Origin of the sequence: Shimia isoporae (genome assembly GCF_004346865.1) — a bacterium.
GTDB lineage: Bacteria > Pseudomonadota > Alphaproteobacteria > Rhodobacterales > Rhodobacteraceae > Shimia > Shimia isoporae.
Window position 1 is genome coordinate 1 of record NZ_SMGR01000005.1, and the last position, 24,935, is coordinate 24,935.

Below are 24,935 nucleotides of genomic sequence, written 5' to 3' on the forward strand. Positions count from 1 at the left end.
TCACGTCAAAGCCGTCACCATCCGCGAAACCGAAGACATCCGACCCTTCGCCACCATAAAGCTGGTCGTTACCCTCACCGCCCCAGATCGTGTCGTTGCCGTCGCCGCCATAGAGGCTGTCTTCGCCAGTCCCGCCGTCTATGAAGTCGTTCCCGGCTTCGCCAGAAAGTTTGTCATTTCCGGCGTTGCCAACGAGGCTGTCGCTGCCGTCTCCGGCCCAGAATTCATCGCCCCCGCTGCCGCCAATGACTGTATCGTCGCCGTTGAATGTGTCAGCGTGAATGCGGACGCTCGATGCGGAACCATCAATGTAGTCGTCATTGTTGGTTGTTTGCTGGCTCTCGACATTTACAAATCGACCGTCAGCGTTACCCAGCTGAAAACTGCCGCTGTTGTCACCGTCGTACACGATCTCGACACCTTCGCCAGTGCCCTGATCGTCAAACTTGATCTGGTCCCACCAGCCACCACCATCGATGACAGTGTTGTTGTCGCCTTCGTGAACCAGAAAGACGTCGTTGCCCTCTCCGCCATAAAGCGTGTCAGAGCCTGTGCCGCCAGTTAGTGTGTCGTAGCCATCTCCGCCGTACAGCACGTCACTGTGCGCACCGCCGTCCATGTAATCATTGCCGTGTCCACCATGAAGCGTGTCATTTCCATCGCCCCCGTACAGCGTGTCGTTGCCTGAGCCACCGCCCAGACTGTCGTTGTGAGCGCCACCGTCGAGGAAGTCATGGCCCTCCCCGCCAAGCAGCGTGTCATAACTGTCGCCGCCATACAGCGTGTCATTTCCCGACTCGCCATCCAAGTAGTCTGCGTGGTTGCCACCGGATAGATAATCCTCGCCGGACCCACCGAACAACGTATCGTTACCGTCGCCGCCGGTCAGGGAGTCGTTGCCCCAATCCCCGTGCAAGGAGTCGTCGCCGCGGCCACCGACAATCGTGTCATCGCCACCATAGCCCTGAACTTTCATACCCGAGCTATCAGCGTTCAGGTCAAAAGTATCTCCATAATCAGTGCCCACCAAATGCTCGATTTCAGTGAAATCACCATAGGTCGAGGTGCCCTTGAAGTCATAGTTGCCGGCCTCGTTGCCGGTCATCGTGACGTTCACGCCTTCTGTGCTGGCCCAGTTTGAAAAACCCAGAACGTCCCAGTCTGCATACCCTTCACCACCTTGGACCTTGACGTATTCATGGTCGTCAGTGACCCAGATGTTATCCATCCCGTTGCCGCCGTTGATGGTGTCCCGACCACTGTCCCCGCTGAGCCAGTCGTTGCCGTCACCGCCAATGATCTGGTCATCACCCGAACCGCCAATTATGGTGTCATCTCCGGCACCGCCATCAATCAGGTTGCGGCCGGAACCACTCGACCATGACCCGATCCGGTCGTTGCCGTCTTCACCGTAGATGGTGTCGTTCCCGTCGCCGAAAACGATGGTATCGTCCCCTTCACCGCCTCGGATACGGTCCCCGCCGGTCGGGTTATACACGTTGTCATCTGTGTCGTAGATAATGTCGTCGCCCGAACCGGCTACAATATTGTCGTTGCCGGTTGTTCCCTCGATGGGGGCTTCAAAACTGGAGACCGTGCCTTGTTCCCATGAATCCGTCAGGCTTTGATCATCTGGAATAAAATAGATGTTCCCGCCGTTTTCGTAAAACATGCCGGTCACAGTGCCATAGGTCGCAGGAAAGTCCACTTGACCGGAGCCCAGCGGAAACGCGTGATCTTCGGAGATCGTTTCGTTGCCCCAGGTCGTGGCGAATTCGTCCCCAATGCCGAGACCGTCACTGCCGTTGTCTACGGCGATTTTGTATCCAGTTAACTGTGCCATCTATTTCTCTCCAGACACACAGGGCCTAAATGCCAGTGGTTAATGAAAGGGAAAGAGATGTAGGTGAGTTGCAGCAGAATTTCAGTGCATTTCCTGAAAATTGGAAACGCATGAAAGCATAATTATTTCAATGCCTTATGACTTATATCTGAATGACTGCAAAGCAGGATTGCACGGAGCGCAACATATTCACACGACAACATGCGTTAACCTTCTCTGCGAGAACGAGATCAGTTTTTTAGAAATTGGCGATCCCTGAAGGACTCGAACCCTCAACCTGCTGATTAGAAGTCAGCTGCTCTATCCAGTTGAGCTAAGGGACCGCTTGGAAGTGTTCCTAATCCAAGGCAGGAAGTTTGCCCAGAGGCTATTTCAATAACCTAGCGATGTACGAACACAGCGCAGGTCGCATGACGCACAACTTTGGCCGCCGTCGACCCGAGCAGATAGTCTGCAAATTCAGGTTTATGAGAGGCGATCACGATGCAGCCGATGTCGTTCTCCGCCGCATAGTCTGAAATCGTACGATAGGCATGCCCCTGCCGGATCACCGGCTTAACGCCTTCCATATTGGCGGTTTTTTCCTTCAGAAGATCCGCTGCACGGTCAAACCCTTTTCGCAGGGCATCTTCTCCCAGATATGCGCGCGCCAATCCCCGCGACACCTCAAAAACGTGCAGTGCCGTGATTTCTCCGCCGGGATTCAGGAGCTTTTGCGCTGCCGCCAGAGTTTCTCCTGAAACCCCGTGATCAAGCGCCATCGGCACCAGTATCTTGTCAAACATCGCTTTCTCCTTTCAACGGGGCCAATCAGCCCCACGGTCTCAAAATGACTTTCGGCGCGGCTACCACGCCCGTACGAATGTCAGCAAAGGCAGAAGCGCCATCTTCCAAAGGGCGCTCCTCGACCCAATCCAACGGCCCCAGACGTCCGTCAAACAGAGCCTGTGCCGTCTCGCGGAACTCGGACTGGGTATAGGTGTAGGTGCCAATAAAGGTGACTTCCTGAAGCGTCATACGCCGCACGTCCAGTCCGCCTACACCGTCTCCAAGTCCAATGTGGGCGATTACGCCTCCTGGCTCGACATGTTCGGATGCCGTCGCTCGTGTTTGCGCAATGCCAACAGCATCCACAACCATCGGCGCTGGCCCTTCTGCATCAGCAGCAACTTTCTCACCGCATCTGTCTCTCAGATACGCGGCACGGACCGGGTTGGGCTCTATGATACATGTTTCTTCAATACCCTGCGCCCGCAAAGCCAGAGCGGCTGCCAGGCCGATGGCGCCACCGCCAAGCACCAATGCGCGTTTTTCCATTCCTGTATGAAGCGCCGCGATCGCCAGCTTGGCCGCATGCCAACTTACGGCAAGCGGTTCCGTCATCGCGGCCTTCTGCATAGGTACGCCTTCCGGCACCTCGACAAGGTTGCTTTCTGGAACTGATACGAATTGCGCAAATGCGCCTTCCCGCGGAGGCATCGAAATGATCTCCCGAGCCGAACAAATATTCTCTCTACCTGCTCGGCAAGCCGCGCATTTTCCACATGATACAAGAGGATTGATCGTTACCCGCCGCCCGTCACGCTCCACGACACCTGCAGCCTCATGTCCGAGGACCAAGGGCGCGGGACGACGCGCATCGTGCCCCAGGTAAGCGTGCATGTCGGACCCGCAAATCCCAGACGCATCCACTCTTACAAGCGCTTCACCGGCAGCGGCGACCGGGACCGGCATGTCACGAAAGCCGAGCGTCTCTTTTCCTTCATAGACAAGCGCTTTCATGCCACCTCCTAGCCTTTGGCCGATAGATCGAAGTTCTCTCCGGGAAAGTACTTCGCCAGACGTGCGTCAGCAGCACGGGCGTGGCCTTCCATACCTTCCAGCCGGGAAATCCGCGCAGTTGCCTGAGCGACGGCCTTTGATCCCTCGCGGGTTGCGCGCTGCCAGGTGACAATTTTCATGTACTTGTGCACTGACAGGCCACCAGTGTAGCTCGCCGCCCGCGACGTCGGAAGGACGTGGTTTGTGCCGGCGGCCTTGTCGCCGTATGACACTGTTGTTTCTTCTCCGAGAAACAACGACCCGTAACAGGTCAGCCGCGACAGCCACCAATCAGGATCTGCCGCCTGTACCGTTAGGTGCTCCGGCGCATATTCATCCGAAGTTGCGGCCATTTCCTCTCGATCCGAACAAAGGATCACTTCCGCATAGTCCCGCCACGCCGCGGTCGCGTTTTCTCGGTTCACGTCTGGCAGGTCTTCGATCAACTCAGGTACCATCGTCATGACCATCTCGGCCAGTTCACGATTGTCGGTCACCAGCCACACAGGAGAATTATACCCGTGTTCCGCCTGACTGACCAAATCCGTGGCCACGATATGGGCGTCCGCTGTTTCGTCCGCCAAAATCAAGCTGTCCGTAGGCCCTGCGATCATATCAATGCCAACGCGGCCAAACAGGATGCGCTTGGCCTCTGCCACAAACTGGTTGCCGGGTCCGACAAGGATGTTCGCCTTGGGTAGCCCAAACAGGCCAAAGGTCATGGCCGCTACGCCCTGCACGCCACCCATTGCCAGAATGCGATCTGCGCCGCAGGTATGCGCGGCATAAACGATCGCAGGCGCCACACCTTCGCCGGGATGCGGAGGTGAGCAAGCCGTGATGTGGCGACAGCCAGCGACCTTCGCGGTCGTAACCGTCATGATCGCACTCGCCACGTGAGAGTAGCGTCCCCCGGGAACATAACAGCCAGCCGCATCCACCGGGATTGCCTTTTGTCCTGTCACAAACCCAGGCACAATCTCGGTTTCGAAATCATGCACAGTACCCCTTTGCAACTCGGCAAACCGGCGCACATTGTCATAGGCAAACCGGATATCGTCCTTAAGTTTCTGAGGCACCTTGGCGCAAGCCTCAGCGATGTCGTCTTCGGACATCAATGGCGCGCCCTCGTATTTGTCGAACTTCGCCGCATACTCCAAAGCCGCTGCATCTCCACCTGCTTCGATATCTTTCAGGATGGTTTTTACAGTCTCATGTACATCGGATGATCCCGACTTAGCCGTCAAAGTGGCCTTCTTCAGATACTCGCGCGCCATTCGGCCTCCTTATGATCCCGTGAGTTGTTGTTCTTCCCGGCGGTTGTGGCGGATCGACGAAAACAGTGCCAATCCGATCATCATCACCCCGACACCGCCGGTAATCATCTCCGGCACATGCCAAAGCGACTGCATGAACATGATCAGAGCGAGCGCAAAGATCGAATAAAATGCGCCGTGTTCAAGATACCGAAAGTGCTGCAGCGTGCCCTTTTCCACCAACATGATGGTCATCGACCGCACATACATCGCGCCGATACCGAGACCGATGGCAATCAGAATAATGTTTGAGGTCAGGGCAAAAGCGCCGATCACACCATCAAAACTGAAACTTGCGTCCAGTACCTCCAGATACATGAAGGCGCCGAAGCCGCCTTTGGCTCCCGCGTTCATCATCGCCTTGTTGGAATTGTCCAGATAGGTGCCAAGCCCGTCGACCAGCGTGAACACCAGCAGCCCCATAATCGCCGAAAACAGAAAGGTCTGCTGCTTGTAATCGGGCAGGAAGCGGGAGATCACAATCACGATCACCAGAACAAGCGCGATCTCAAAGCCACGCACCGACCCGCACTTCCTGAGCCTGTGCTCCAAGCCTTTTAGCCAATCTACGGACTTGTCTTCGTCCACAAAAAACGTGAGCGAGACCATCATCAGAAACGTTCCGCCAAATGCGGCAATCGAGCTGTGTGACTGATGCATGATATGGCTGTATTGCTCTGGGGCGACCAGAGCGAGACGCAGCGCCTCGATCGGGCTGAGCCACGCAAATACCGTTACGATCAAAAGCGGAAACACAATCCGCATCCCGAACACGGCGATCAGAATGCCCCAAGTTAGAAACCGGCGCTGCCACTCAGGCGTCATGTCTTCCAGCTTGTTGGCGTTCACAATCGCGTTGTCAAACGACAAGGCAATTTCCAGTGCGGCCAGCACTGTTCCAATCAGGAGGAAGGACAGAACACCCCCAACGGTACCTTCTGTTTCCCAACCCAACCAGGCCGACAGAAACAGGCCAATGACCGTGACGATGAGCGCCCATTTGAGATAGGCGAGAGGAGATTTTGCAGTAGTCATAGCTTATTGACCGTAAATGTAACTGGGCAACCAAAGTGCGATTTGCGGGAAGAGGAAGATGAGCGTCAGACCGATCAACTGGATCACCATGAACTGCATCATCCCGAAGTAGATGTCGCGCAAATCCCACTCGGGCACAACGCCTTTCAGGAAGTAAGCCGACAAAGCCACTGGCGGACTGAGCCAGGCAGTTTGCAGGTTCACCGCAACCAGAATGGCGAACCAGATGAGCAGGTCATTCTGATTTTCGAAGCCAAGGTCCAAAGAGATCACCGTCGGGATCAGGATCGGGATGATGATCAGGACAATTGGTACCCACTCCAACGGCCAGCCCAAAAGGAAGATGAGCGCCATTATCAGGATCAGGATCAAAACAGGGCTCATATCCAGCGACAGCAGCAATTCCGTCAGCATCTTAGGGGTTCCAAGGTTCGAGAATACCGCACCAAAGAAATTGGACGCAGCCACAAGGAACATGATCAGAACCGTGATCTCGAGGCTTTTGATTAAAGCGTCATACAGGCCCGGAATGGTGAATTTGCGATAAAGCGCCGACAGAACAACCGCACCGAAAGCACCACAAGCCGACGCTTCTGCGGGCGTTGCCCAACCTGCCAAAATAGAACCCAGAGCAAAGGCGATCAGAACCGTAGGCGGCACAAGTCCCATGAAGAATTCATACCAGAGTTCCGAAAAATAGAACCCGCCTGGGCGCGCCTTATCAAGCCAGCGATAGACCATTGTCATTATGCCGACCCAAGCGAGAGGAACAACAATCCCTCCCAAAGGGAAACCGAACCCGACTGTCACGCCTCGCGTGATCAGCCATACCAATGCGATCAACGATGCCATCACGATGATCACTTCGAGAAGGTAGTAGTCCGATGTCTCAGGTTGTTCTTCAGGCGGCAGAATCGGCCCCAGATCCGGGTTGATCCAACACCGCCCCAAAGAATAGAGAAGGTACAGCCCGGCGAGCATGACGCCCGGAACAATCGCCGCGCGGAACAGATCGGTCACCGGCACTTCCAGCACCGGTCCCATCACGATCAGCATGATAGAAGGTGGGATCAAAATACCCAGCGTGCCACCGGCAGTGATTGTGCCGGCCGCCAGACGTACATCATAGCCCGATTTGTTCATAGTGCGCGCGGCCATAATGCCGAGAATGGTCACCGACGCACCCACAATACCCGTTGCAGCAGCAAAGATTGTCGACACGAATAGGACCGCAATGAACAGTGCGCCGCGCGTGCGGCTCATCATCATCTGGACCGCTTGGAACAGGCGCTCCATAAGCCCCGCCTGTTCCATCACGATGCCCATAAAGATGAACAGCGGAACGGCCACCAACTGGTCGCTCAACATCACCGAGTTCGTCTGCAGGGTCATCAGGAAGGTCGCGAGCTTGAAGTTCGCTCCCCAGGTTCCAAAAACAAACCCAAGGAAAATCAGGGTGAACGAAATCGGGAAACCCACGAAAATCGCGAACAGCATCACTGCCAACATGATCAAGCCGATCGTCGGCTTGTCTATGCCGGGTCCCTTACCGAAAACGCTTTCCCAAAAATCACCAAGCGGAACAAGATCCGGGAAGAATACTCCCAATGTCACAATGGTCAGAGCGATGACGTAGAAAGGCAGGATACGAAGGAATATCCGTTCGCGTTCCTTGCCCATTTGGTGGAACGCGCGGAATAGCTCCGGGAAGCCCTGCAGAAACAACAGCGCGGCGCCAACCGGCATTGCCAGCCTTGCCGGCCACAGGATCGGCGCCCAGGTGCTGTCTGCGGCAGTTTCGTTTACCAGAAACGCCTTGAGCCAGTATTCCGTTGAAACCCATGTGAAAAACAGCATCGCTGGCAGATAAAACGCCATGTAGAGCGTCGCATCTACCGTGGCCTGCGTTTTTGGCGACCACGTTCGGTAAAGAAAGTCTGCGCGGATATGCACGCCTCTCAAGAGGGCATAACCCGCAGCCGCCATGAAGATCACGCCGCCAAGCATCCGGCTTATATCGTAAACCCAGAGCGTCGGCCCCAGCCCCCACGCGGTGGCCACATCGTGCATGCCATTTTGCGTCAGTATCGCGAACATGTTGCGCGAGAACACTTCGTAGACGATGGCTAGAATGAGCGGGATCATCAGCAAACAGATGATGCGACCAGCCCAGAGATTGAGAACATCAATCGCCGCCGTGATTGGCCTCTGCCAGGGCGTCATGTCTTCCGGCGTTTCACCCGGCTTTTCTGTGCGTCGCTCCGCAATAAGCTCGTCTGTAATGTCGAGCTCGTCCGGTATCACCTCTTCAGCCATATGCCCCGTCCCCATTCGAAGTTTTGAAGTCTTATCAGGATCGGAAAGCCCCAAGAGGGGTCAGGGCTTTCCGTTTGTTTGCGCGCGCTGTTACTTGAGGCTGTCGGCAAACGCCTTGCCGAGGTTCGCGTTCGATGTCTGGGCACCGGCCCAGAACGGAACAGCGATCTCCGCAAAGTCTTTCTGCGACTGCCACACTTCAGCAAAGAACGCATTGTCGGCTGCCGCTGCTTCCAGCGATGCCTGCGCCGCGTTCATATACTCGGAGAAGTAGTCAGTCGGCGTGTCGTGCAATTGCACACCGTGGTTTTCGGTCAGATCTTTGAGAGCCTTACCGTTCTCGAAGATACGATAGGACATCGCTTTGGAAAGAGACGCATTCGCTGCCACTTCCAGAGCTTTCTTCTCACCGTCGGTCAGACCGTCATAAACGTCGCCGTTGATGTACAGGTCGGCGTTCACAACAACCTGGTGCAGACCTTGCAAGTAGTAGTGCTTCAGCACTTTCTGGAAGCCGAACACAGAGTCAGGCTTGGGGCAGCACCATTCGGCAGCGTCGATCGTGCCTTTTTCCAACGCAGGCAGGATGTCTCCGCCGCCCATCGCAACCGCGGCCACGCCGATGTCGCTGTAGGCCTTACCCACCATGCCCGGAGGCGCGCGGAAGCGCAGCTTGCGGAAGTCGTCCATCGAGGCGATTGGTTCCGGGAACCAGCCCAGCGCTTCCGGTCCAACCGGCTGCAACATAAAGCCCTTCACGTTCACGCCCATCTCGTCCCAAAGACGGTCATACAGCTCTTTGCCGCCGCCATACTGGAACCACGACAGAAACGCGATGTTGTCGAGGCCAACACCTGCGCCGGCAATCGGCGCGCCAAACAGGTTTGCAGCAGGGTGCTTACCACCCCAGTAGTGTGTCCAGGCAAAACCGCCTTCGATCAGGCCGCTGTCCACTGCGTCCAGCGTTTCACGCACACCAACAACGGCGCCCGCAGGCAGAATTTCGAACTTCACCGAACCGCCGGTCAGCGCTTCCACGTCGTTCGCGAATTCCTGCAACATATGCACTTCATCCGCCTGCGCCGGAATAACCGACTGCACACGGATCACCGTCTGAGCCAGTGCGGCCGAGGCGGTCAGCGCGAGGGCGGTCACCCCCACAGCTACGGTCTTCAGATTAAACATCACGTTTCCTCCCTTGATGTTTTGCCCTCTGTCCTTTGCTTATGTTCACCAGGGCCGAAGGCGCTTACCTGGCGTTGTCCTCCTAAAGTCCTTCTGTGCCTGTCATCCTGCTGCGTCCCCCAGAATGAGGTCGCTTGCTTTTTCCCCGATCATGATCGCCGGAGCATTTGTGTTTCCGCTGACGATGCGCGGCATTATCGACGCATCCGCCACCCGCAGCCCTTTGACGCCAATCACCCGCAAACGCGCGTCCACCACCGCCATCGGATCGGTGCCCATCTTGCAGGTTCCAGTAGGGTGATAAATTGTCACCGCCGTCTGCCGTGCCCACTCCAGAGTGCCCTCTTCGTCGTCGAAAGCCACTTCGCGTCCCGGTGCGTATTCTTCAGTGATCTGGGATTTCAAAGGCTCGGTCTCGGCAATCCTGCGTGCCACCTGAATGCCCTTCACAATCGTGCGACAGTCCGTGTCAGTAGCAAGATAATTCGGGTGAATTTCAGGATGATCGTCAATGTTCGCGGATGTGAGCTCCAAATGCCCTGCACTTTCAGGACGCAATTGAAGAACGGACGCCGTAAAGGCCGAGAACTTGTGCGCCCCTTCTGCCGGGCTATCGGCACTAAAGGGCTGAATATGAAACTGGATGTCTGGCGTAGCCAGATGGTCTTCTGTTTTCAGAAAGCCCGTCCCAAGGCTTGCTGCCATCGTCATTGGGCCACGCTGCGTCAATGCATATTGCGCCGCAATGGCTGCCTGCTTGAAGATATTGCTGGTCTCGACATTGATGGTGCTCAGCTTGGTTTTGAAAACCGGGCGCGCCTGCAAATGATCCTGAAGGTTCTTGCCTACGCCTTTTAGCGCCGCCTTTACCTCGATCCCGTGGGCCGCCAGTTCGTCCGGATCACCGATACCGGAAAGCATCATGATTTGCGGAGAGCCAATCGCCCCCGCGCTCAGGACAACTTCGCGCCGCGCTCGCACGTCCTGAAGCTTGTCTTTGACCCGCGCCTGCACGCCAACGGCCCGACCGTCTGACAATAGCACCTTCTGGGTTTGTGCATCCGTTACGACGGTCAAATTGGACCGGCCGCGTGCAGGCGCGAGATAAGCCGCCGCAGAGGAGCAACGGCGGCCGCCTTTCATGGTCAGCTGAAAATAGCCGACCCCTTCCTGATCTTCTCCGTTGTAGTCCGGGTTGCGCTTGTACCCGGCTGCTTCCGCCGCATCGACCCACAGGTCGACAACTTCGCGCGTCAATCTTGAGTTCTGCACAGACAACGGACCGTCTTTTCCGCGAAGACCGCTTGCGTCCTCGCCCTCCCAGTTCTCGGCGCGCTTGAAATAAGGGAGAACATCCTCCCACGACCATCCGGAACAGCCAAGCTGCGCCCAGCCGTCATAATCTTCCTTTTGCCCGCGCACATACAGCAGGCCATTGATCGAGCTTGAGCCCCCAAGCACACGCCCGCGCGGCCAGGGAATGGAGCGGCCCGAAATACCAGGGTCCGGCTGGGTAACATAACGCCAATCCGTACCCGGGTTCCCCATCGTGCGAAAATACCCAACAGGAATGTGAATCCACGGATTTGAGTCTTTGGGACCGGCTTCCAATAACGCCACCGTATATCGACCGCACTCAGAGAGGCGGTTTGCAAGGGCACATCCGGCTGATCCGGCACCTACGACAACGTAGTCAAATTCCAAAGTTGGCTCCAATATCAAAAAATGAGACTTTTTGTCCTGTTTTTTGTATGATCAACGACGCTACAGTGATTCCGCCACAAGTCAAAAGATTTCTATAAGGCCAGATTCATGACTGAGACCGACCGCATACCGACCAACCTGCGCACGCTACTGATCCTTGAGGTCTTGGGAAAAAGCGACCAGCCGATGACGGCGACCGAGATAAACGCGGCACTGGGGCTCCCCAAGCAAACTGTGCACCGTCTCTGTGCCACGCTTGAACAGAACGGGTTTCTGACGCGCTTGGGCAAGTCAAAGCATTACCAAGTCGCGCGCCGCTTACGCGAACTCGGCGTTGGGTTGCTTTACAATTCCCGCGACCACATCGTGCGCCGTCAAATCCTGCTTGATGTGGCCCGTGAGGTTCGGGAGACGGTGAATTACGTCGTGCCCGAAGACGATGGCATGAGCTATCTGGATCGCGTCGAAGCCGATTGGGCCTTCCGCATCCAACTGCCAATTGGCACCAACGTACCGTTTCACTGCACCGCTTCCGGAAAGGCGTTTCTTGCGAGTCTGGCACCCGTCACCCGCCGCAAATTCGTGGCATCCCTTAATCTGGAACGCATGACCAACGCGACGCATGTCACACAAGACACTTTGCTTGCCGAACTAAAGGAGATCACCCGCCTTGGCTATTCGATGGATCGCGAGGAATTCCTCGAAGGCATGATTGCCATCGCCGTACCTGTCAAGGATCCGACGGGGCGGTTTATTGCGGCGCTGGCAATCCACGGCCCCACGCAGCGGGCTTCGATGCAGGAAGCAACCGAGAAAAAGGAAATTTTGCAGGCTGCTGCTGACCGGCTCGGCGGCGCACTGTTTCCAACTGCCTAGATCCGGCTCTTCATCCAGCCCGCCGCCGTCTTGCAAACCGCCGACAGATGATCCTGCTGCGATAGCCCCGTGACCCGTTTTCGTGGCTTGAGATCATGGTCACCATCCTCCAACCAAAAAACGTCAACCGTCTCCGACAATCCATATCCCGCAACTTCATTCATCGTCCCAAATGGATCTCGCGATCCCTGGCAAATCAAAAGGGGGGCTTTGGCATCTTGCAGATGGTCCGTACGGAGCTTCTCCGGCTTATTTTGCGGATGAAAGGGATATCCAACGCAAACCACCCCGCCGATGCGACCTGCTGCGAAAAGATCACCGCCAATCAAGCTCGCAACTCGTCCACCCATCGACTTGCCGCCAAGGAAAACCGGCCCGTCTTGTCCCAACTCGTCGAAAGCGCTGCGGAACTCGGCTTCGATTTTCTCAATTCTGGGCGGCGGCCGCCGTGGCCCGCCGGACCGACGCGCCGCCATATACTCAAACTCGAAACGCACGACGCGAATTCCGGACAACGCGAGCCCATCTGCAATGTGATTCATGAAAGGGATATCCATGGCCGCGCCGGCACCGTGCGCGAAAACAAACGTACAGTCTGCATCGGCAGCCTCGTTGACCAGAAACTCCACCATCGCATGGCCCTCCCAATTTCACTTCGACGAAATACCTCTGAGCAAACCCAAGGTCACCCAAAATTCGCGGCGTCCTGAGATCCAATGGCAAACCAAAGTTTTCAAACTGCCTTCTTGACGGGCGCATTTTTCGAGGTCACGCTGAATTTGTGATCAGTTTGAAAACAATTTGCGCCTCGATCCTTCTTGTTCTGCCTCTTGCCGGACAGGCCCGTGCCACTCAGGACATCGTTATGACATTCGCGGGATGCACCGGCCGGTTTTCCGCCGAGATGGAACACAGCTGGCTTGTGGCAGATGACCGCGCCGAAGCCTTCCAGAGCGAACGCCAGACTTTCGTCTCTATTCTCGAAGCCGCAATGAACACCAATCACCGGGCCGTCCTCGGGCACCGGATACAAACCAAGCATGCACATGCCTCTCTTTTGGCCATTGCCAGTTTTAGCGACGATGCAACCCGCGCGCGAACCGCGCGCCTGCTCGCGAATGACTATTTAGAGGGCTGTCGCAGCCTGATTTTGGGCGGCTGACAAACCAGACATCCTACAAATGGTTAATTTTTCAGCTGAAATTCGACTCTTGTCTGATTTTTGAGCGCTCATTTCGGAATCCGAAGATTCATTTCCCACCGATGTTTACGAGTCACGCACCTCTGACCCTATGGTGAGCACGGGATGAAAAACCCGATTGAAAACGTGCGACGGATCCGGCCTAGGAACCATTGGTCCATCGCACGCCGCAATAAATTGCGTAGGCGGAATATGGGGGAGTTGCCAATGCTTCGCAAGACCGCTGCGCGTCGTAAGAAGGGACATACGATGTCAAAGAAACTACTTGGCGCCACCACCGCACTGATGATGACCGCAGCCATGCCAGCACTTGCTGACTGCCCTGTAAAAGTAGGCGTTCTGCACTCACTCTCCGGCACCATGGCCATTTCCGAAACTACACTAAAGGACACGATGGAGCTGCTGATCGAACAACAAAATGCCGCCGGTGGTGTTTTGGGTTGTGACATCGAAGCTGTTGTCGTGGACCCCGCTTCCGACTGGCCTCTGTTCGCTGAAAAAGCACGTGAGCTGCTGACCGTGCACGAAGTCGACGTGATTTTCGGCAACTGGACATCCGTGTCCCGCAAATCTGTGCTTCCGGTTATTGAAGAACTGAATGGACTTCTGTTCTACCCGGTTCAGTACGAAGGTGAAGAAAGCTCCAAAAACGTCTTCTACACCGGCGCGGCGCCCAACCAACAAGCCATTCCGGCCACTGACTACTTCCTTGAAGAACTGGAAGTCGAAAAATTTGCGCTTCTGGGCACCGACTACGTCTACCCGCGCACAACCAACAACATCCTTGAAAGCTACCTGCAGCAAAAAGGCATCGCGGCTGACGATATCTTCGTCAACTACACGCCGTTTGGCCACTCCGACTGGTCCAAGATCGTTGCTGACGTCGTTGCTCTGGGTGCAGACGGCAAAAAGGTCGGCGTGATCTCTACGATCAACGGTGATGCGAACGTTGGCTTCTACAAAGAACTGGCAGCCGCTGGTATCTCGGCAGATGACATCCCGGTTGTCGCATTCTCCGTGGGTGAAGAAGAACTCTCCGGTCTGGACACGTCCAACCTTGTCGGCCACCTCGCGGCATGGAACTACTTCCAGTCTGCTGAATCCGACGCCAACGATGCCTTTATCGAAGCATGGAAAGCCAAGATGGGCGAAGAGCGCGTGACCAACGATCCTATGGAAGCCCACTATATCGGCTTCAACATGTGGGTGAATGCGGCCACCGCAGCCGGCACCACTGAAGTGGACGCAGTACGCACCGCAATGTACGGCCAAGAGTACCCGAACCTGACCGGTGGTACCGCTGTCATGCTGCCGAACCATCACCTGGCGAAACCGGTTCTGATCGGTGAAATTCAGGAAGATGGTCAGTTCGACATCATTTCCCAGACTGAAGAAGTTCCGGGCGATGCTTGGACAGACTTCCTGCCGGAATCTGCTGTACTGGTCTCCGACTGGAAAGAACTGGGCTGCGGTATGTACAACACCGAAACCAAGTCCTGCGTTCAGATCAAATCCAACTACTGATCTGATTTGAAAAGATTTCCGGACGCCGCCATTGGCGTCCGGAACCTCGGACGACCCTCTCAGGACATACTCAAATGTTGACCCTATGCCGCCTATTGGTTGCTTGCATGGCTCTCTGCCTGCACGCCCTCCCGGCAACCTCCCAGACCGAAGACGCCCCGATTCAATTGCTCCTTCAAGAGCATGCCGAGGTACTAAAGAAGTCCTCACGCAAAACCATCGGGCCCGCCATCGACGCGCTTGCCAACAGTGGCCTTGAAGATGCGCAGGTGGTTCTGGAACGTTGGCAAAATAAGGACATGTGGGTCAGCAAGAAAAACGGCCTCTTTGTCTTCGCCGAAAAGAAAGACAACAAAACCCTTTCACTTTTTGACGTGGCCGGCAGCAAGACAATCGGCGAAGGCGCAAAGAAAGATTTCAAGCAACTCAAGCCCAATTCCGGCATCCGCGGACTGATCGGCGCAGCCCTTGTACAGTTCCAGCTCAATAGCCCCGACGCGGCGGTCCGCGCTACTGCACTCACAGCCATAGAGCGTGACGCTGAGGCCTCCCACCTACTTGCACTTCGCGGCTCCATCGACGATGAGCCGGATCCCGCCCTCAAAGCCCGTAAACAACGTCTCGAACGCCTGCTCACCATCCGGTTCGCCGAAGACGACATCGAGCGCATCGCGGCCATCAACAGCTTCGACGGAGACTTGGGAGTAGATGTCAGGGCAGCCTTGAACCCTCTGGTTGCAACCGAAGTTGACGCGGCACCGACGCTTCCGGAAGGCGCGATGCCGATCGAACTGCCGCGGCAAGAAGCCTACGCACTTTTGGTGTCCAAAGGCCTTGCCCAAGCCCAAATCTCAAACGCCGCCATCCGCGAAACCCTTGTCGCCAATATCAACGGCACGACAGTTGCCGGTATCCAGGTCGCATCGCTCGACACCGATACCGCACGATTGGCCGCCTACAACGCTCTCGCAGCACAAGGCGCCGCCGCCCCCACGATTTCCGAAGCCGACATCACAACCACACTGGCGGCCTACCAATTCTACCAAACCTTCACAAATGCCCCAATCGCCGTAGCGTTGGCCGCACAAAACGTGCTGGAAGGCATCGAAACCAGTGTTGCATTAAACCAAACGGCTGATCTCGCGCTCGACGCGATTTCACTGGCGTCCATCTACTTCCTTGCCGCCATCGGCCTTGCCATCACCTTTGGCGTCATGGGCGTGATTAATATGGCGCATGGCGAATTCATCATGATGGGCGCGTACACCGGATACGTCGTGCAGCTGGTGGTGCCTGATTACACCCTGTCCATCATCGTTGCGATCCCGGCCGCATTTATGGTGACCTTCGCGGCCGGTGTCGCAATGGAACGCCTTGTGATCCGTTGGCTCTATCACCGTCCGCTGGAAACCCTTTTGGCGACATTCGGTGTTTCAATCGCATTGCAACAACTCGCCAAAAACATCTTTGGCACCCAAGCCCGCCCGCTCACGGCCCCCGGCTGGCTCGATGGCTCTTGGGTTATCAACGATGTTGTCTCTATCAGCTATATCCGCATCGCGATTTTTGTTCTCGCTCTACTGTTCCTGGGGCTGTTTCTGTTCGTGATGAACCGCACACGCCTTGGCCTCGAAGTTCGCGCTGTCACGCAGAACCCGCGGATGGCGTCTTCGATGGGCATCAACCCCGACCGCATCAACATGCTGACCTTTGGATTTGGCTCGGGCATCGCGGGAATCGCGGGCGTCGCAATCGGCCTTTATGCCAAAGTCACCTCGGAAATGGGCACCGACTACATCGTACAGTCCTTCATGACCGTCGTTGTCGGCGGCGTCGGCAACATCTGGGGCACGCTTTTGGGCGCGACCCTCGTTGGCACGCTGCAAAAAGGCATCGAATGGCTGAACCCGTCCAACACCCTTGCGGCTCAGACCTACATGATCCTCTTCATCATCTTCTTTATCCAGTTCCGGCCACGAGGCATCATTGCTCTCAAAGGCCGCGCGGCGGAGGCGTAAATGTCCGATATTGCACTTAATCCGCCACGCAAACCCTTTGTGGCGCGCTACCCAGCCATGATCGTCTTTCTCGCCATCCTCGGTCTTTTCACCGCCGGAGTGACAGTGTTGGCCGAAGGGTTCGGCATAGGCGTGATCTCCACGTCTTTCGTAAAAACGCTCGGTAAAACCCTTTGCCTCTGTATGGTCGCGCTCGCCATGGACCTTGTGTGGGGGTACTGCGGCATCCTCTCTCTGGGGCACATGGCCTTCTTCGGCATCGGGGGCTACGCCATTGGCATGTGGCTGATGTATGCGCGCACAGAAATCATTGTCGCCACTTCGCTTGCCAACGCCCCCCTGCCCCCGACCTCTGCAGAAATCTCCGACGGGATCGCAACGCAAATTTTCGGCGTGGTCGGCGCCTCCGAGTTTCCGCCAATCTGGGCCTTTGCCCATTCTTTCCCGCTGCAACTCGCCGCCGTGGTGCTGGTCCCCGGCCTTCTGGCATTCGTCTTTGGCTGGCTCGCCTTCCGCAGCCGCGTCACCGGCGTCTACCTGTCGATCTTGACCCAAGCCATGACGCTCGCCCTGTCACTTTACCTTTTCCAGAATGACAGCGGTCTGCGTGGCAACAATGGCTTGTCGGGCCTGCAAAACCTGCCCGGCCTCGATCACGTACCGCAATCCACAGTCTCGATCCTCTTCTTCTGGGCTTCCGCGCTGGCGCTGGCGCTCGCATTCATGGTTTGCTCTTGGGTGATCTCCGGCAAGTTCGGCTCTGTCATTCGCGCCATCCGCGATGATGAAGCTCGCGTGCGCTTCCTTGGCTATTCGGTGGAGGCCTACAAGCTCTTCATTTTCACGTTCACGGCGATCATCGCCGGCATCGCCGGCGCGCTCTACTACCCGCAGGCGGGCATCATCAATCCAGCTGAAATCGCACCGATCGCGTCTATCTATCTAGCTGTCTGGGTCGCAATTGGGGGGCGGGGCAAGCTCTACGGCGCAGTCATCGGCGCAGCATTCGTCTCTCTGCTGTCCACATGGTTTACCGGTGGTCAAGCGCCGGACATCAACCTTGGGTTTTACACGATCCAATGGGTGGACTGGTGGACCATTCTTCTCGGCATTTCCTTTGTTGCCGTCACCATTTTTGCGCCGCGCGGAATCGGAGGCCTTTTTGACGTGATTGCCGACCGTCGCGCCCCCAACCGGCATGGCGCCGCGCTGGGGCCTGACGCAGGTAGTCTGCAAGAAAAGGAAGCCGACAAATGAGCACGCTACTCGAAGTCTCCGGTGTCTCCGTGTCTTTTGACGGCTTCAAGGCCATCAACAATCTTGCGTTCCAGATTGGACCGGCCGAGCTGCGCGCCGTTATCGGCCCCAACGGCGCGGGCAAGACGACCTTCATGGACATCATCACCGGAAAGACCAAGCCGGATGAAGGCCGCGTACTCTGGGGCGAGAAATCAACTTCCCTGCTGTCCATGAATGAAAGCCGCATCGCGCAGGCCGGTGTCGGCCGCAAATTCCAGCGCCCCACCGTTTTCGAAGACCAGACAGTCGCCGAAAACCTGATGCTGGCCTTGAAAAATGACCGCTCACCTTTCGCTGTTCTGGGTTTCCGCCCCAAACAAAGCGACCACGACAAAGTCGCCGATATTGCCTCGCAGATTGGCTTGCTCAGTTCGCTTGAGCGCAAGTCCGGAGAACTCTCTCACGGCCAGAAACAATGGCTCGAAATCGGCATGTTGCTGTCTCAGGATCCCAAACTACTTCTGGTGGATGAACCCGCTGCCGGCATGAGTCCGGCAGAGCGCGAGCACACGACTGAACTACTGGTCGAAGCCGCCAAAACCCGCGCAGTTGTGGTTGTCGAACATGATATGGAATTTGTCCGTCGGCTGAACTGCCGGGTGACGGTGTTGCATGAAGGTTCCGTGCTGGCCGAAGGCTCGCTTGACCACGTAACCAGCGACGAACGCGTAATCGAGGTGTACCTTGGCCGATAATCTTCTGCAGATCGACAACCTGACGCTCCACTATGGCGGCAGTCAGATCCTGAACGGCGTTTCGCTCGATGCCAAAATCGGCGAAGTCGTCTGCGTTATGGGCACAAACGGCGTCGGAAAAACCAGTCTCCTCAAGGCACTGTCCGGCACTCATGCCCACAGCGGGGGCACATATACGCTCTCCGGCGAAACTGTCGCAAAAACTTCCGCCCACGCGCTGGCCAAAAACGGCGTCGCCTATGTGCCGCAAGGACGAGAGATTTTTCCTTTCCTGACTGTCAGGGAGAATTTGGAAACGGGTTTTGCATGCCTGCCGCGCTCCGAACACAGGATTCCTGACGAAATCTTCGACCTGTTCCCAATCCTCAAAGACTTCCTGTCCCGTCGCGGCGGTGACTTGTCAGGAGGCCAGCAACAACAACTCGCCATTGCCCGTGCCCTGATCACGCGGCCGAAACTCCTGCTGCTTGACGAGCCAACAGAAGGTATCCAGCCAAACATCATCAAACAAATCGGTGATGTTATCCGACACCTACGCGAACAAGGCGAAATGTGCATCATTCTCGTCGAACAGTTCTTCGACTTTGCCTATGAGCTTGGGGATCGTTTTGTGGTGATGGACCGGGGCGCCGTGAAGCTCACAGGCACGACTGAAACGATAGCCAAAGACACGCTCCGGGACGCTGTCTCTGTTTAACGGTTCTTCACCCGAGAGCCGAAAGAGCCATCTATCGACCCGCTCAAGTTCGGATGATGCGGGTCGACATCGCCCGGCTTCGGCAATTTCCCAAACACGCGTTTCACCATGATCCAGCTTACGGCCGCAAAAATCATTCCACCTGCTGCCTGCCCTAACAACACACCTGAGGCACCGGCGACCTGCGCGCCAAGTATGGCAAACGGCAACGTGCCCACGGTATGCCGCCCCCAGTTCACCCAGGTTGAATAGATCGGGTAGCCCAGATTGTTAAAGCTGGCATTGCCGACAAAAATGAAACCGTTGAACACCGAAGCCAACGCCAAAGGCCCGCAGAAGAGATAAATCAACACCCGCGTCTCACCTTCCGCCTGGAACAAGTCGGCAATCGGTGCTCGCAGCACAAACAGAACAGCCGTCATCAAAAGCACATAGACCGCAGTGAACTGAAGCCCCGCGACATAGGCCCCGCGCACTCGGTTTGTTTTGCCAGCGCCAAAGTTCTGGCCAATGATCGGCCCGATGGCGCCTGAGAGGGCGAAAATCACGGAAAAAGCCACGGGCATAAGTCGGCCGATCACCGCCATGCCGGCAACTGCATCGGTGCCAAACTGAGCGATCTCACGCACAATGATTGCATTGCCCACAGGTGTCGCCACGTTTGTAAGAACCGCAGGTATCGCGATGGCACGCACTGCATGGAAATCTTCGCGCACGTGCGCAGGCGACGGCCGCGCAAACCCGCCGTAAGTCCGGATCGCGGGCAGCAACGCGAACGTCATCATTGCAATTCTGGCTGCGACCGACGCAATCGCCGCTCCGTCGAGCCCGAGCCCCACACCAAATATCAGGATCGGGTCCAGAACCGCATTCACGATCCCGCCGTACAGTGTTGCCTGCATAGCGCGCCGTGCGTCGCCAAAGGCACGCAGGACCGCCATGCCCGCCATAGCCAACGCCATGACCCACATTGTCGGCAGGATGAACCATACATAGCGTACCGCAAGCCTCAGAACTTCATCCTGCGCGCCAAGCGATTTCAGGATCGCCTCGACATTCAACAACACAAGAACCGGCACCAACAGTCCGACCAGAACACCAAGCGTCGCGACGCTCGTGGCGTATTGCCTCGCTTGCCCTTCCCTCCCGGCGCCGATTTCACGCGCCACAAGCGAACCGGCGGCAATCGACAGGCCGACATTGATGGAGTTGGTGAAAAATAGCACGGTCGCCGCATAACCCACCGCCGCCGCCAATGCGTCGTTCCCCAACATCGCTATGAAGGCCATGTCGACAAAATCGACAGCAAAGATGGCCATCAATCCAATGCTGGTTGTGAGCGACATGCGCGTCACATGTCGCATCAGGCTGCCTTCAAGAAAGACCGCCGACTTGCCGCTCTGGTTGCTCACTCTTGGTCCGCTTCCTGTTCGGCTTTCAGGTCTTCCTTGGTCGGTGGCGTCCAGCCGCGCTCCGTTCGCATACGGAACGCCTCGCCCTTTCCGGAAAGGATATCGTCGCGCTGATCGATAAACTCTTTCGCTTTGTCGAGGTATTCCTGATTTTCATGCACGGGAACGCTCGGATCATACACGGAAGCCAGAGCAGCCAGCATGGCGCGGTCATCGTCGACAAACGCGCGCGACAGCATTTCCGCATCAAAGGCGTGCATACCCATCTCTTCATAGGCAGATCGCCCAGCACGCACGGCGCTGTCAAAGGTGTCACGGACAATGTGGTCCGCTCCCGCTGCGTAGAGCTCGTAAACATGGTGACGGTCCACTGCGCGCGCGACAATCGGTAGGCTCGAGTGCTCGTGCTTCACATGACGCACAATCTCGGTCGCGGCATCGCGTTCGTCAATTGCCACCACCAGCAGTCTCGCCTCGTGGATTCCCGCGGCATGCAACAAATCGGCCCGTGTCGCATCGCCAAAGAACACCTTCACACCAAACCGGCGAAGACGCTCCAACTGCACCGACGAATAGTCCAGTACCGTTGTCTCGTAGCCTGCCGATCTCATCATACGATTCACAACGCCACCAAAGCGGCCATGACCAGCGATAATGATCTGGCCGGTTTCGTCGATCTCGTCCGGTTCCTTTTCCTCTCCGCCGGACACCCGCGGCAGGATGACCTTTTCATAAAGAATGAACAGCAGAGGTGTCAGCATCATCGACAACGCCACCACCAGCAAAAGCTGGTCTGCGATGTCCTGCGGGATCACGTTGTTCGCCACCGTGAAGGACAGAAGCACAAAACCAAACTCGCCTGCCTGCGCCAGCCCCAGTCCGAACAGGTACTTGTCGCCACCGCGCAGCTTAAAGATATAGGCCAACCCAAAGAGCACGAGCGCCTTGAGTGCCATCAAGCCAAGCGTCAATCCGAGGAACAAACCGAAACTTTCAAATAGGACGCCAAAATTTACGGCAGCACCAACGGTCATAAAGAAAAGACCCAGCAGCAATCCCCTGAACGGGTCGATGTCACTTTCCAGCTCGTGCCTGTATTCGCTGTTGGCAAGCACCACCCCGGCAAGGAAAGTCCCCAACGCTGGGGACAACCCTACCAGTGTCATCAAAAGCGCAATGCCGATCACGAACATCAACGCCATTGCCACAAACAATTCCCGCAGGTTCGCCATTGCAACGAAACGAAACGCGGGCGTCGTCAGGAATGCACCGCCCACGACAACCCCTGCTATTGCCGCAATTGTGGCCAGAGTCGCCTGCCACGCGGGCAATCCTTCGACCAGATTGATGTTCATTCCGTGGCCGCCGCCGTGATCATCGCTGTGCGCTTCGTCGTGGCCATCGCCGTGGTCGTCGTGATGCGCATCACCTTGCGCAGACTCGGCCACCACTTCCGTTCCGTGACCCGCAACATGGGTACCGACATCTGACATTTCCGGCATCGCCAGCAACGGAATCAGCGCCAACATCGGAATGACGGCAATGTCCTGAAACAACAGCACCGAAAAGCTGGCCTGACCACCGTCCGATTTCATCAGGCCTTTCTCGTTCAGCGTCTGCAGAACAATCGCTGTCGACGACAACGCAAGAACCAGACCGCAGGCCAGAGCAACGGTCCATGTCAAACCAAAGAACATCGACACGCCCATGACCAATGCGGTTGTCACACCCACTTGAAGCCCGCCAAGCCCCAACAGGCGGTGACGCATCTGCCAAAGCATCTTGGGCTCAAGTTCCAACCCAACGAGAAACAGCATCATCACGACGCCGAACTCGGCGAAGTGCTGGATCGCCACGACGTCAACATTCAAGGTTGCAAGGATTGGGCTGATGACCACTCCAGCAATCAAGTAGCCAAGAACCGAGCCTAGCCCCAGCCTCGAGGCGATCGGAACAGCCGCTACGCCGGCAACCAGAAAGACAAAGGCAAGTACAAGAAAATCAGTCATCGCTTATGCCCCTTCCAACACCGACGGAATACTGTCGAAATACAGACATTCTGCAGCCTCTGCTTTCTCAAGATCGACCCGGTCATCGCGCAGTCCCGACAAAAGGTCGGCGAACCCCGCTGCATGTGGCCCGGGGTCTGCTCTGAGTGCATTGTGAAACACATATGGTGCGGCGAACCGCATCTTGCTCAGTCGGGCGGTTTGTTCAAAAGGCGTGAGAAACGTCCGCAAGCTGAAATGCTGGTATCCACCCTCGGAGTAAGCATCCTCCGGTCCAGCTGCCGTCACGGCCAACATCATCCATTTGCCACGCAGTTTGTCCCCGTCCTTGCCATAGGCAAATCCATGTTCCAGCGTCAGGTCTATCCATTCCTTCAACAGCGAAGGCGCGGAATACCAGAAAATAGGAAACTGAAAGACGATAACATCGTGATCCAGAAGCAGTTTCTGCTCTTTGTCGATATTGATATTGTGGCGCGGATAATTGGCGTAAAGATCTACACGCGTAACACCTTCAACGGCTTGTGCCGCATCCCACATCGCCTTGTTGGCATGGGAAAACCTGTGGCCGGGATGGGCGTAGTAGTGGATGACTTTGGCCATGAAACCTCCATTGTTCACCGAAGGCCAAGGCCTCCCATGCGGCTTCATGTCCCCACCACAAAACCTGTTCGCTTTCTTTTTGATAAGCGGCACAGGAAGTCAGGGCAAGCATGTCAGACGCGCAGGCAACCTGCGCGTCCGCATAGATCACCTACCGGTCAATGATGTTGTGGCCCGGTCCGTATGGAAAGCCTGTGATATTCTCAGCGCCATCTTCCTCGACCACCAGAATATCATGCTCCCGGTATCCGCCCGCGCCCGCGACGCCTTCCGGCACCCATATCATCGGCTCGATCGACACAACCATGCCCGGCTCCAACACGGTGTCGATGTCTTCCCGCAGTTCCAAACCTGCCTCGCGACCGTAGTAGTGGCTCAACACACCAAAGCTGTGGCCATAGCCAAACGACCGATACTGCAACAGATTTTCGCTTTCAAAAAAGCGGTTAATCTCGGCGGTGATACCAGAACACGTCGCCCCCGGCTTTATGAGGCTCAAACCCAACTCATGCGCCGCCACGTTGGCCTCCCAAAGGCGCAGGCTCTCTTTGTCCGGCTCTCCGCAGAAAAGCGTTCTCTCCAACGCAGTGTAATAGCCGGAGATCATCGGAAACGTGTTGAGTGACAGGATATCGCCCTTCTCCAACACACGCTTGGTCACAGGGTTGTGCGCGCCGTCCGTGTTGATACCGGACTGGAACCAAACCCACGTGTCACGATATTCCGCATCCGGATACGCACGAGCTATCTCTTCCTCCATTGCATCCCGGCCCGCTATGGCAATTTCGATTTCAGTCGCGCCTTCACGTATTGCTGCGTGAATAGCGGCTCCCCCGACATCCGCCGTGCGCGCACCGCCCTTAATCAAGGCAATCTCTTCCGGCGACTTCACCATTCGCGCGCGCATCGTATCCGGCGCCACGTCCACCAGGTCGGCCTCAAGAAACTCGACGGCCATGTCTCGTTGCGCCAGCGTCAGGTGATCGTTTTCCACGCCAACACGCTTTGCACCGCCCACAAGTGACGCCACCGCACGCCAGTAGTTGTTACGCTGCCAGTCTGTGTAGATCACATTGCCTTCAACTGAGCGCCGCCAAGGCTGGCCGGCGTCAATATTGGCCGAAACCGTCGTGCAATCGTCCATTGTCACAACGCAGCCGTATGGGCGTCCGAAAGCACAATAGAGAAAGCCGGAATAATAAGCGATGTTGTGCATCGACGTCAGCAACACTACGGGAATGTCCCGTGCGCGCATTATGGCCCTCAACCCTTCAAGGCGACGGGCGTATTCGGCCTTGCTGAAGGGAAGCGGCGCTTTTTCACCGTTTGGCCGGTTAAAGAACTCTGGGCGGTTGGAAAGGTCTGTCATCATGCTCTCCTG

The 24,935-nt window shown here is 56.5% G+C and carries 20 protein-coding genes and 1 tRNA gene; 7 read left to right on the top strand and 14 right to left on the bottom strand.

The features are described from left to right. From BXY66_RS20730 to BXY66_RS18345, 9 genes are all read right to left on the bottom strand, one after another. A partial coding sequence (locus tag BXY66_RS20730) for a calcium-binding protein (RefSeq protein ID WP_425057083.1) occupies window positions 1-1,843 on the bottom strand: 1,843 nt, incomplete at its 3' end. 246 nt (window positions 1,844-2,089) lie between these two features. Beyond that, window positions 2,090-2,166 (bottom strand) — tRNA-Arg (locus tag BXY66_RS18310). Window positions 2,167-2,223: 57 nt separating this feature from the next. Further along, entirely contained in the window at window positions 2,224-2,628 is a 405-nt protein-coding gene (locus BXY66_RS18315; protein ID WP_132861863.1) for a universal stress protein, read from the bottom strand. A gap of 25 nt (window positions 2,629-2,653) precedes the next feature. Next, window positions 2,654-3,625 (bottom strand): alcohol dehydrogenase catalytic domain-containing protein, encoded by a 972-nt coding sequence (locus tag BXY66_RS18320; RefSeq protein ID WP_132861864.1) that lies wholly within the window; start codon window positions 3,623-3,625, stop codon window positions 2,654-2,656. 8 nt (window positions 3,626-3,633) lie between these two features. Beyond that, window positions 3,634-4,941 carry a histidinol dehydrogenase gene (gene hisD / locus BXY66_RS18325; protein ID WP_132861865.1) on the bottom strand — a complete coding sequence of 436 codons (1,308 nt, stop codon included), beginning with the start codon at window positions 4,939-4,941 and terminating at the stop codon, window positions 3,634-3,636. Window positions 4,942-4,950: 9 nt separating this feature from the next. After that, window positions 4,951-6,015, bottom strand: a complete 1,065-nt coding sequence (locus BXY66_RS18330) for a DUF475 domain-containing protein (RefSeq protein WP_132861866.1) — start codon at window positions 6,013-6,015, stop codon at window positions 4,951-4,953. 3 nt (window positions 6,016-6,018) lie between these two features. Then, complete coding sequence (locus tag BXY66_RS18335; protein ID WP_132861867.1) at window positions 6,019-8,331, bottom strand: TRAP transporter large permease subunit; 2,313 nt, start codon at window positions 8,329-8,331, stop codon at window positions 6,019-6,021. A gap of 90 nt (window positions 8,332-8,421) precedes the next feature. Beyond that, window positions 8,422-9,516, bottom strand: a complete 1,095-nt coding sequence (locus BXY66_RS18340; RefSeq protein ID WP_132861868.1) for a TRAP transporter substrate-binding protein — start codon at window positions 9,514-9,516, stop codon at window positions 8,422-8,424. Window positions 9,517-9,618: 102 nt separating this feature from the next. Beyond that, the gene (locus tag BXY66_RS18345; RefSeq protein WP_132861869.1) at window positions 9,619-11,220 is read right to left on the bottom strand and encodes a GMC family oxidoreductase; all 1,602 of its coding nucleotides are present in this window, start codon (window positions 11,218-11,220) and stop codon (window positions 9,619-9,621) included. A 108-nt stretch (window positions 11,221-11,328) separates the two neighbouring features. On the opposite strand from BXY66_RS18345, the gene BXY66_RS18350 reads away from it, so the two are divergent. After that, window positions 11,329-12,096 (top strand): IclR family transcriptional regulator, encoded by a 768-nt coding sequence (locus tag BXY66_RS18350; RefSeq protein ID WP_132861870.1) that lies wholly within the window; start codon window positions 11,329-11,331, stop codon window positions 12,094-12,096. On the opposite strand, the gene BXY66_RS18355 is transcribed toward BXY66_RS18350, so the two are convergent. Beyond that, the gene (locus BXY66_RS18355; RefSeq protein ID WP_132861871.1) at window positions 12,093-12,728 is read right to left on the bottom strand and encodes an alpha/beta family hydrolase; all 636 of its coding nucleotides are present in this window, start codon (window positions 12,726-12,728) and stop codon (window positions 12,093-12,095) included. The genes BXY66_RS18350 and BXY66_RS18355 overlap by 4 nt on opposite strands. A 149-nt stretch (window positions 12,729-12,877) precedes the next feature. On the opposite strand from BXY66_RS18355, the gene BXY66_RS18360 reads away from it, so the two are divergent. The 6 genes from BXY66_RS18360 to urtE all read left to right on the top strand — a co-directional run bounded on the left by BXY66_RS18360 (window position 12,878) and on the right by urtE (window position 19,530). After that, window positions 12,878-13,258: a hypothetical protein gene (locus BXY66_RS18360; protein WP_132861872.1), complete on the top strand. Its 381-nt coding sequence runs from the start codon at window positions 12,878-12,880 to the stop codon at window positions 13,256-13,258. A gap of 288 nt (window positions 13,259-13,546) precedes the next feature. Further along, entirely contained in the window at window positions 13,547-14,821 is a 1,275-nt protein-coding gene (gene urtA / locus BXY66_RS18365; protein ID WP_132862083.1) for an urea ABC transporter substrate-binding protein, read from the top strand. A gap of 107 nt (window positions 14,822-14,928) precedes the next feature. Continuing rightward, on the top strand, window positions 14,929-16,839 hold the full coding sequence (urtB, locus tag BXY66_RS18370; protein ID WP_243694433.1) for an urea ABC transporter permease subunit UrtB: 1,911 nt from the start codon (window positions 14,929-14,931) through the stop codon (window positions 16,837-16,839). After that, window positions 16,840-18,096: an urea ABC transporter permease subunit UrtC gene (urtC, locus tag BXY66_RS18375; RefSeq protein ID WP_132861874.1), complete on the top strand. Its 1,257-nt coding sequence runs from the start codon at window positions 16,840-16,842 to the stop codon at window positions 18,094-18,096. Next, window positions 18,093-18,833: an urea ABC transporter ATP-binding protein UrtD gene (gene urtD, locus BXY66_RS18380; protein WP_132861875.1), complete on the top strand. Its 741-nt coding sequence runs from the start codon at window positions 18,093-18,095 to the stop codon at window positions 18,831-18,833. The genes urtC and urtD overlap by 4 nt, the downstream gene beginning before the upstream one ends. Next, window positions 18,823-19,530, top strand: a complete 708-nt coding sequence (gene urtE, locus BXY66_RS18385) for an urea ABC transporter ATP-binding subunit UrtE (protein ID WP_132861876.1) — start codon at window positions 18,823-18,825, stop codon at window positions 19,528-19,530. Before urtD ends, urtE begins: the two co-directional genes overlap by 11 nt. Here the strand turns inward: urtE and BXY66_RS18390 are convergent. The 4 genes from BXY66_RS18390 to BXY66_RS18405 all read right to left on the bottom strand — a co-directional run bounded on the left by BXY66_RS18390 (window position 19,527) and on the right by BXY66_RS18405 (window position 24,923). Beyond that, window positions 19,527-20,942: an MATE family efflux transporter gene (locus tag BXY66_RS18390; protein ID WP_243694434.1), complete on the bottom strand. Its 1,416-nt coding sequence runs from the start codon at window positions 20,940-20,942 to the stop codon at window positions 19,527-19,529. The two genes, urtE and BXY66_RS18390, sit on opposite strands and share 4 nt — an antisense overlap. Beyond that, complete coding sequence (locus BXY66_RS18395) at window positions 20,939-22,951, bottom strand: cation:proton antiporter domain-containing protein (protein ID WP_132861877.1); 2,013 nt, start codon at window positions 22,949-22,951, stop codon at window positions 20,939-20,941. The genes BXY66_RS18390 and BXY66_RS18395 overlap by 4 nt, the downstream gene beginning before the upstream one ends. A 3-nt stretch (window positions 22,952-22,954) precedes the next feature. Then, window positions 22,955-23,554 carry an NAD(P)H-dependent oxidoreductase gene (locus BXY66_RS18400; protein ID WP_132861878.1) on the bottom strand — a complete coding sequence of 200 codons (600 nt, stop codon included), beginning with the start codon at window positions 23,552-23,554 and terminating at the stop codon, window positions 22,955-22,957. A 151-nt stretch (window positions 23,555-23,705) separates the two neighbouring features. Continuing rightward, entirely contained in the window at window positions 23,706-24,923 is a 1,218-nt protein-coding gene (locus tag BXY66_RS18405) for an aminopeptidase P family protein (protein ID WP_132861879.1), read from the bottom strand. Window positions 24,924-24,935 lie beyond the last annotated feature (12 nt).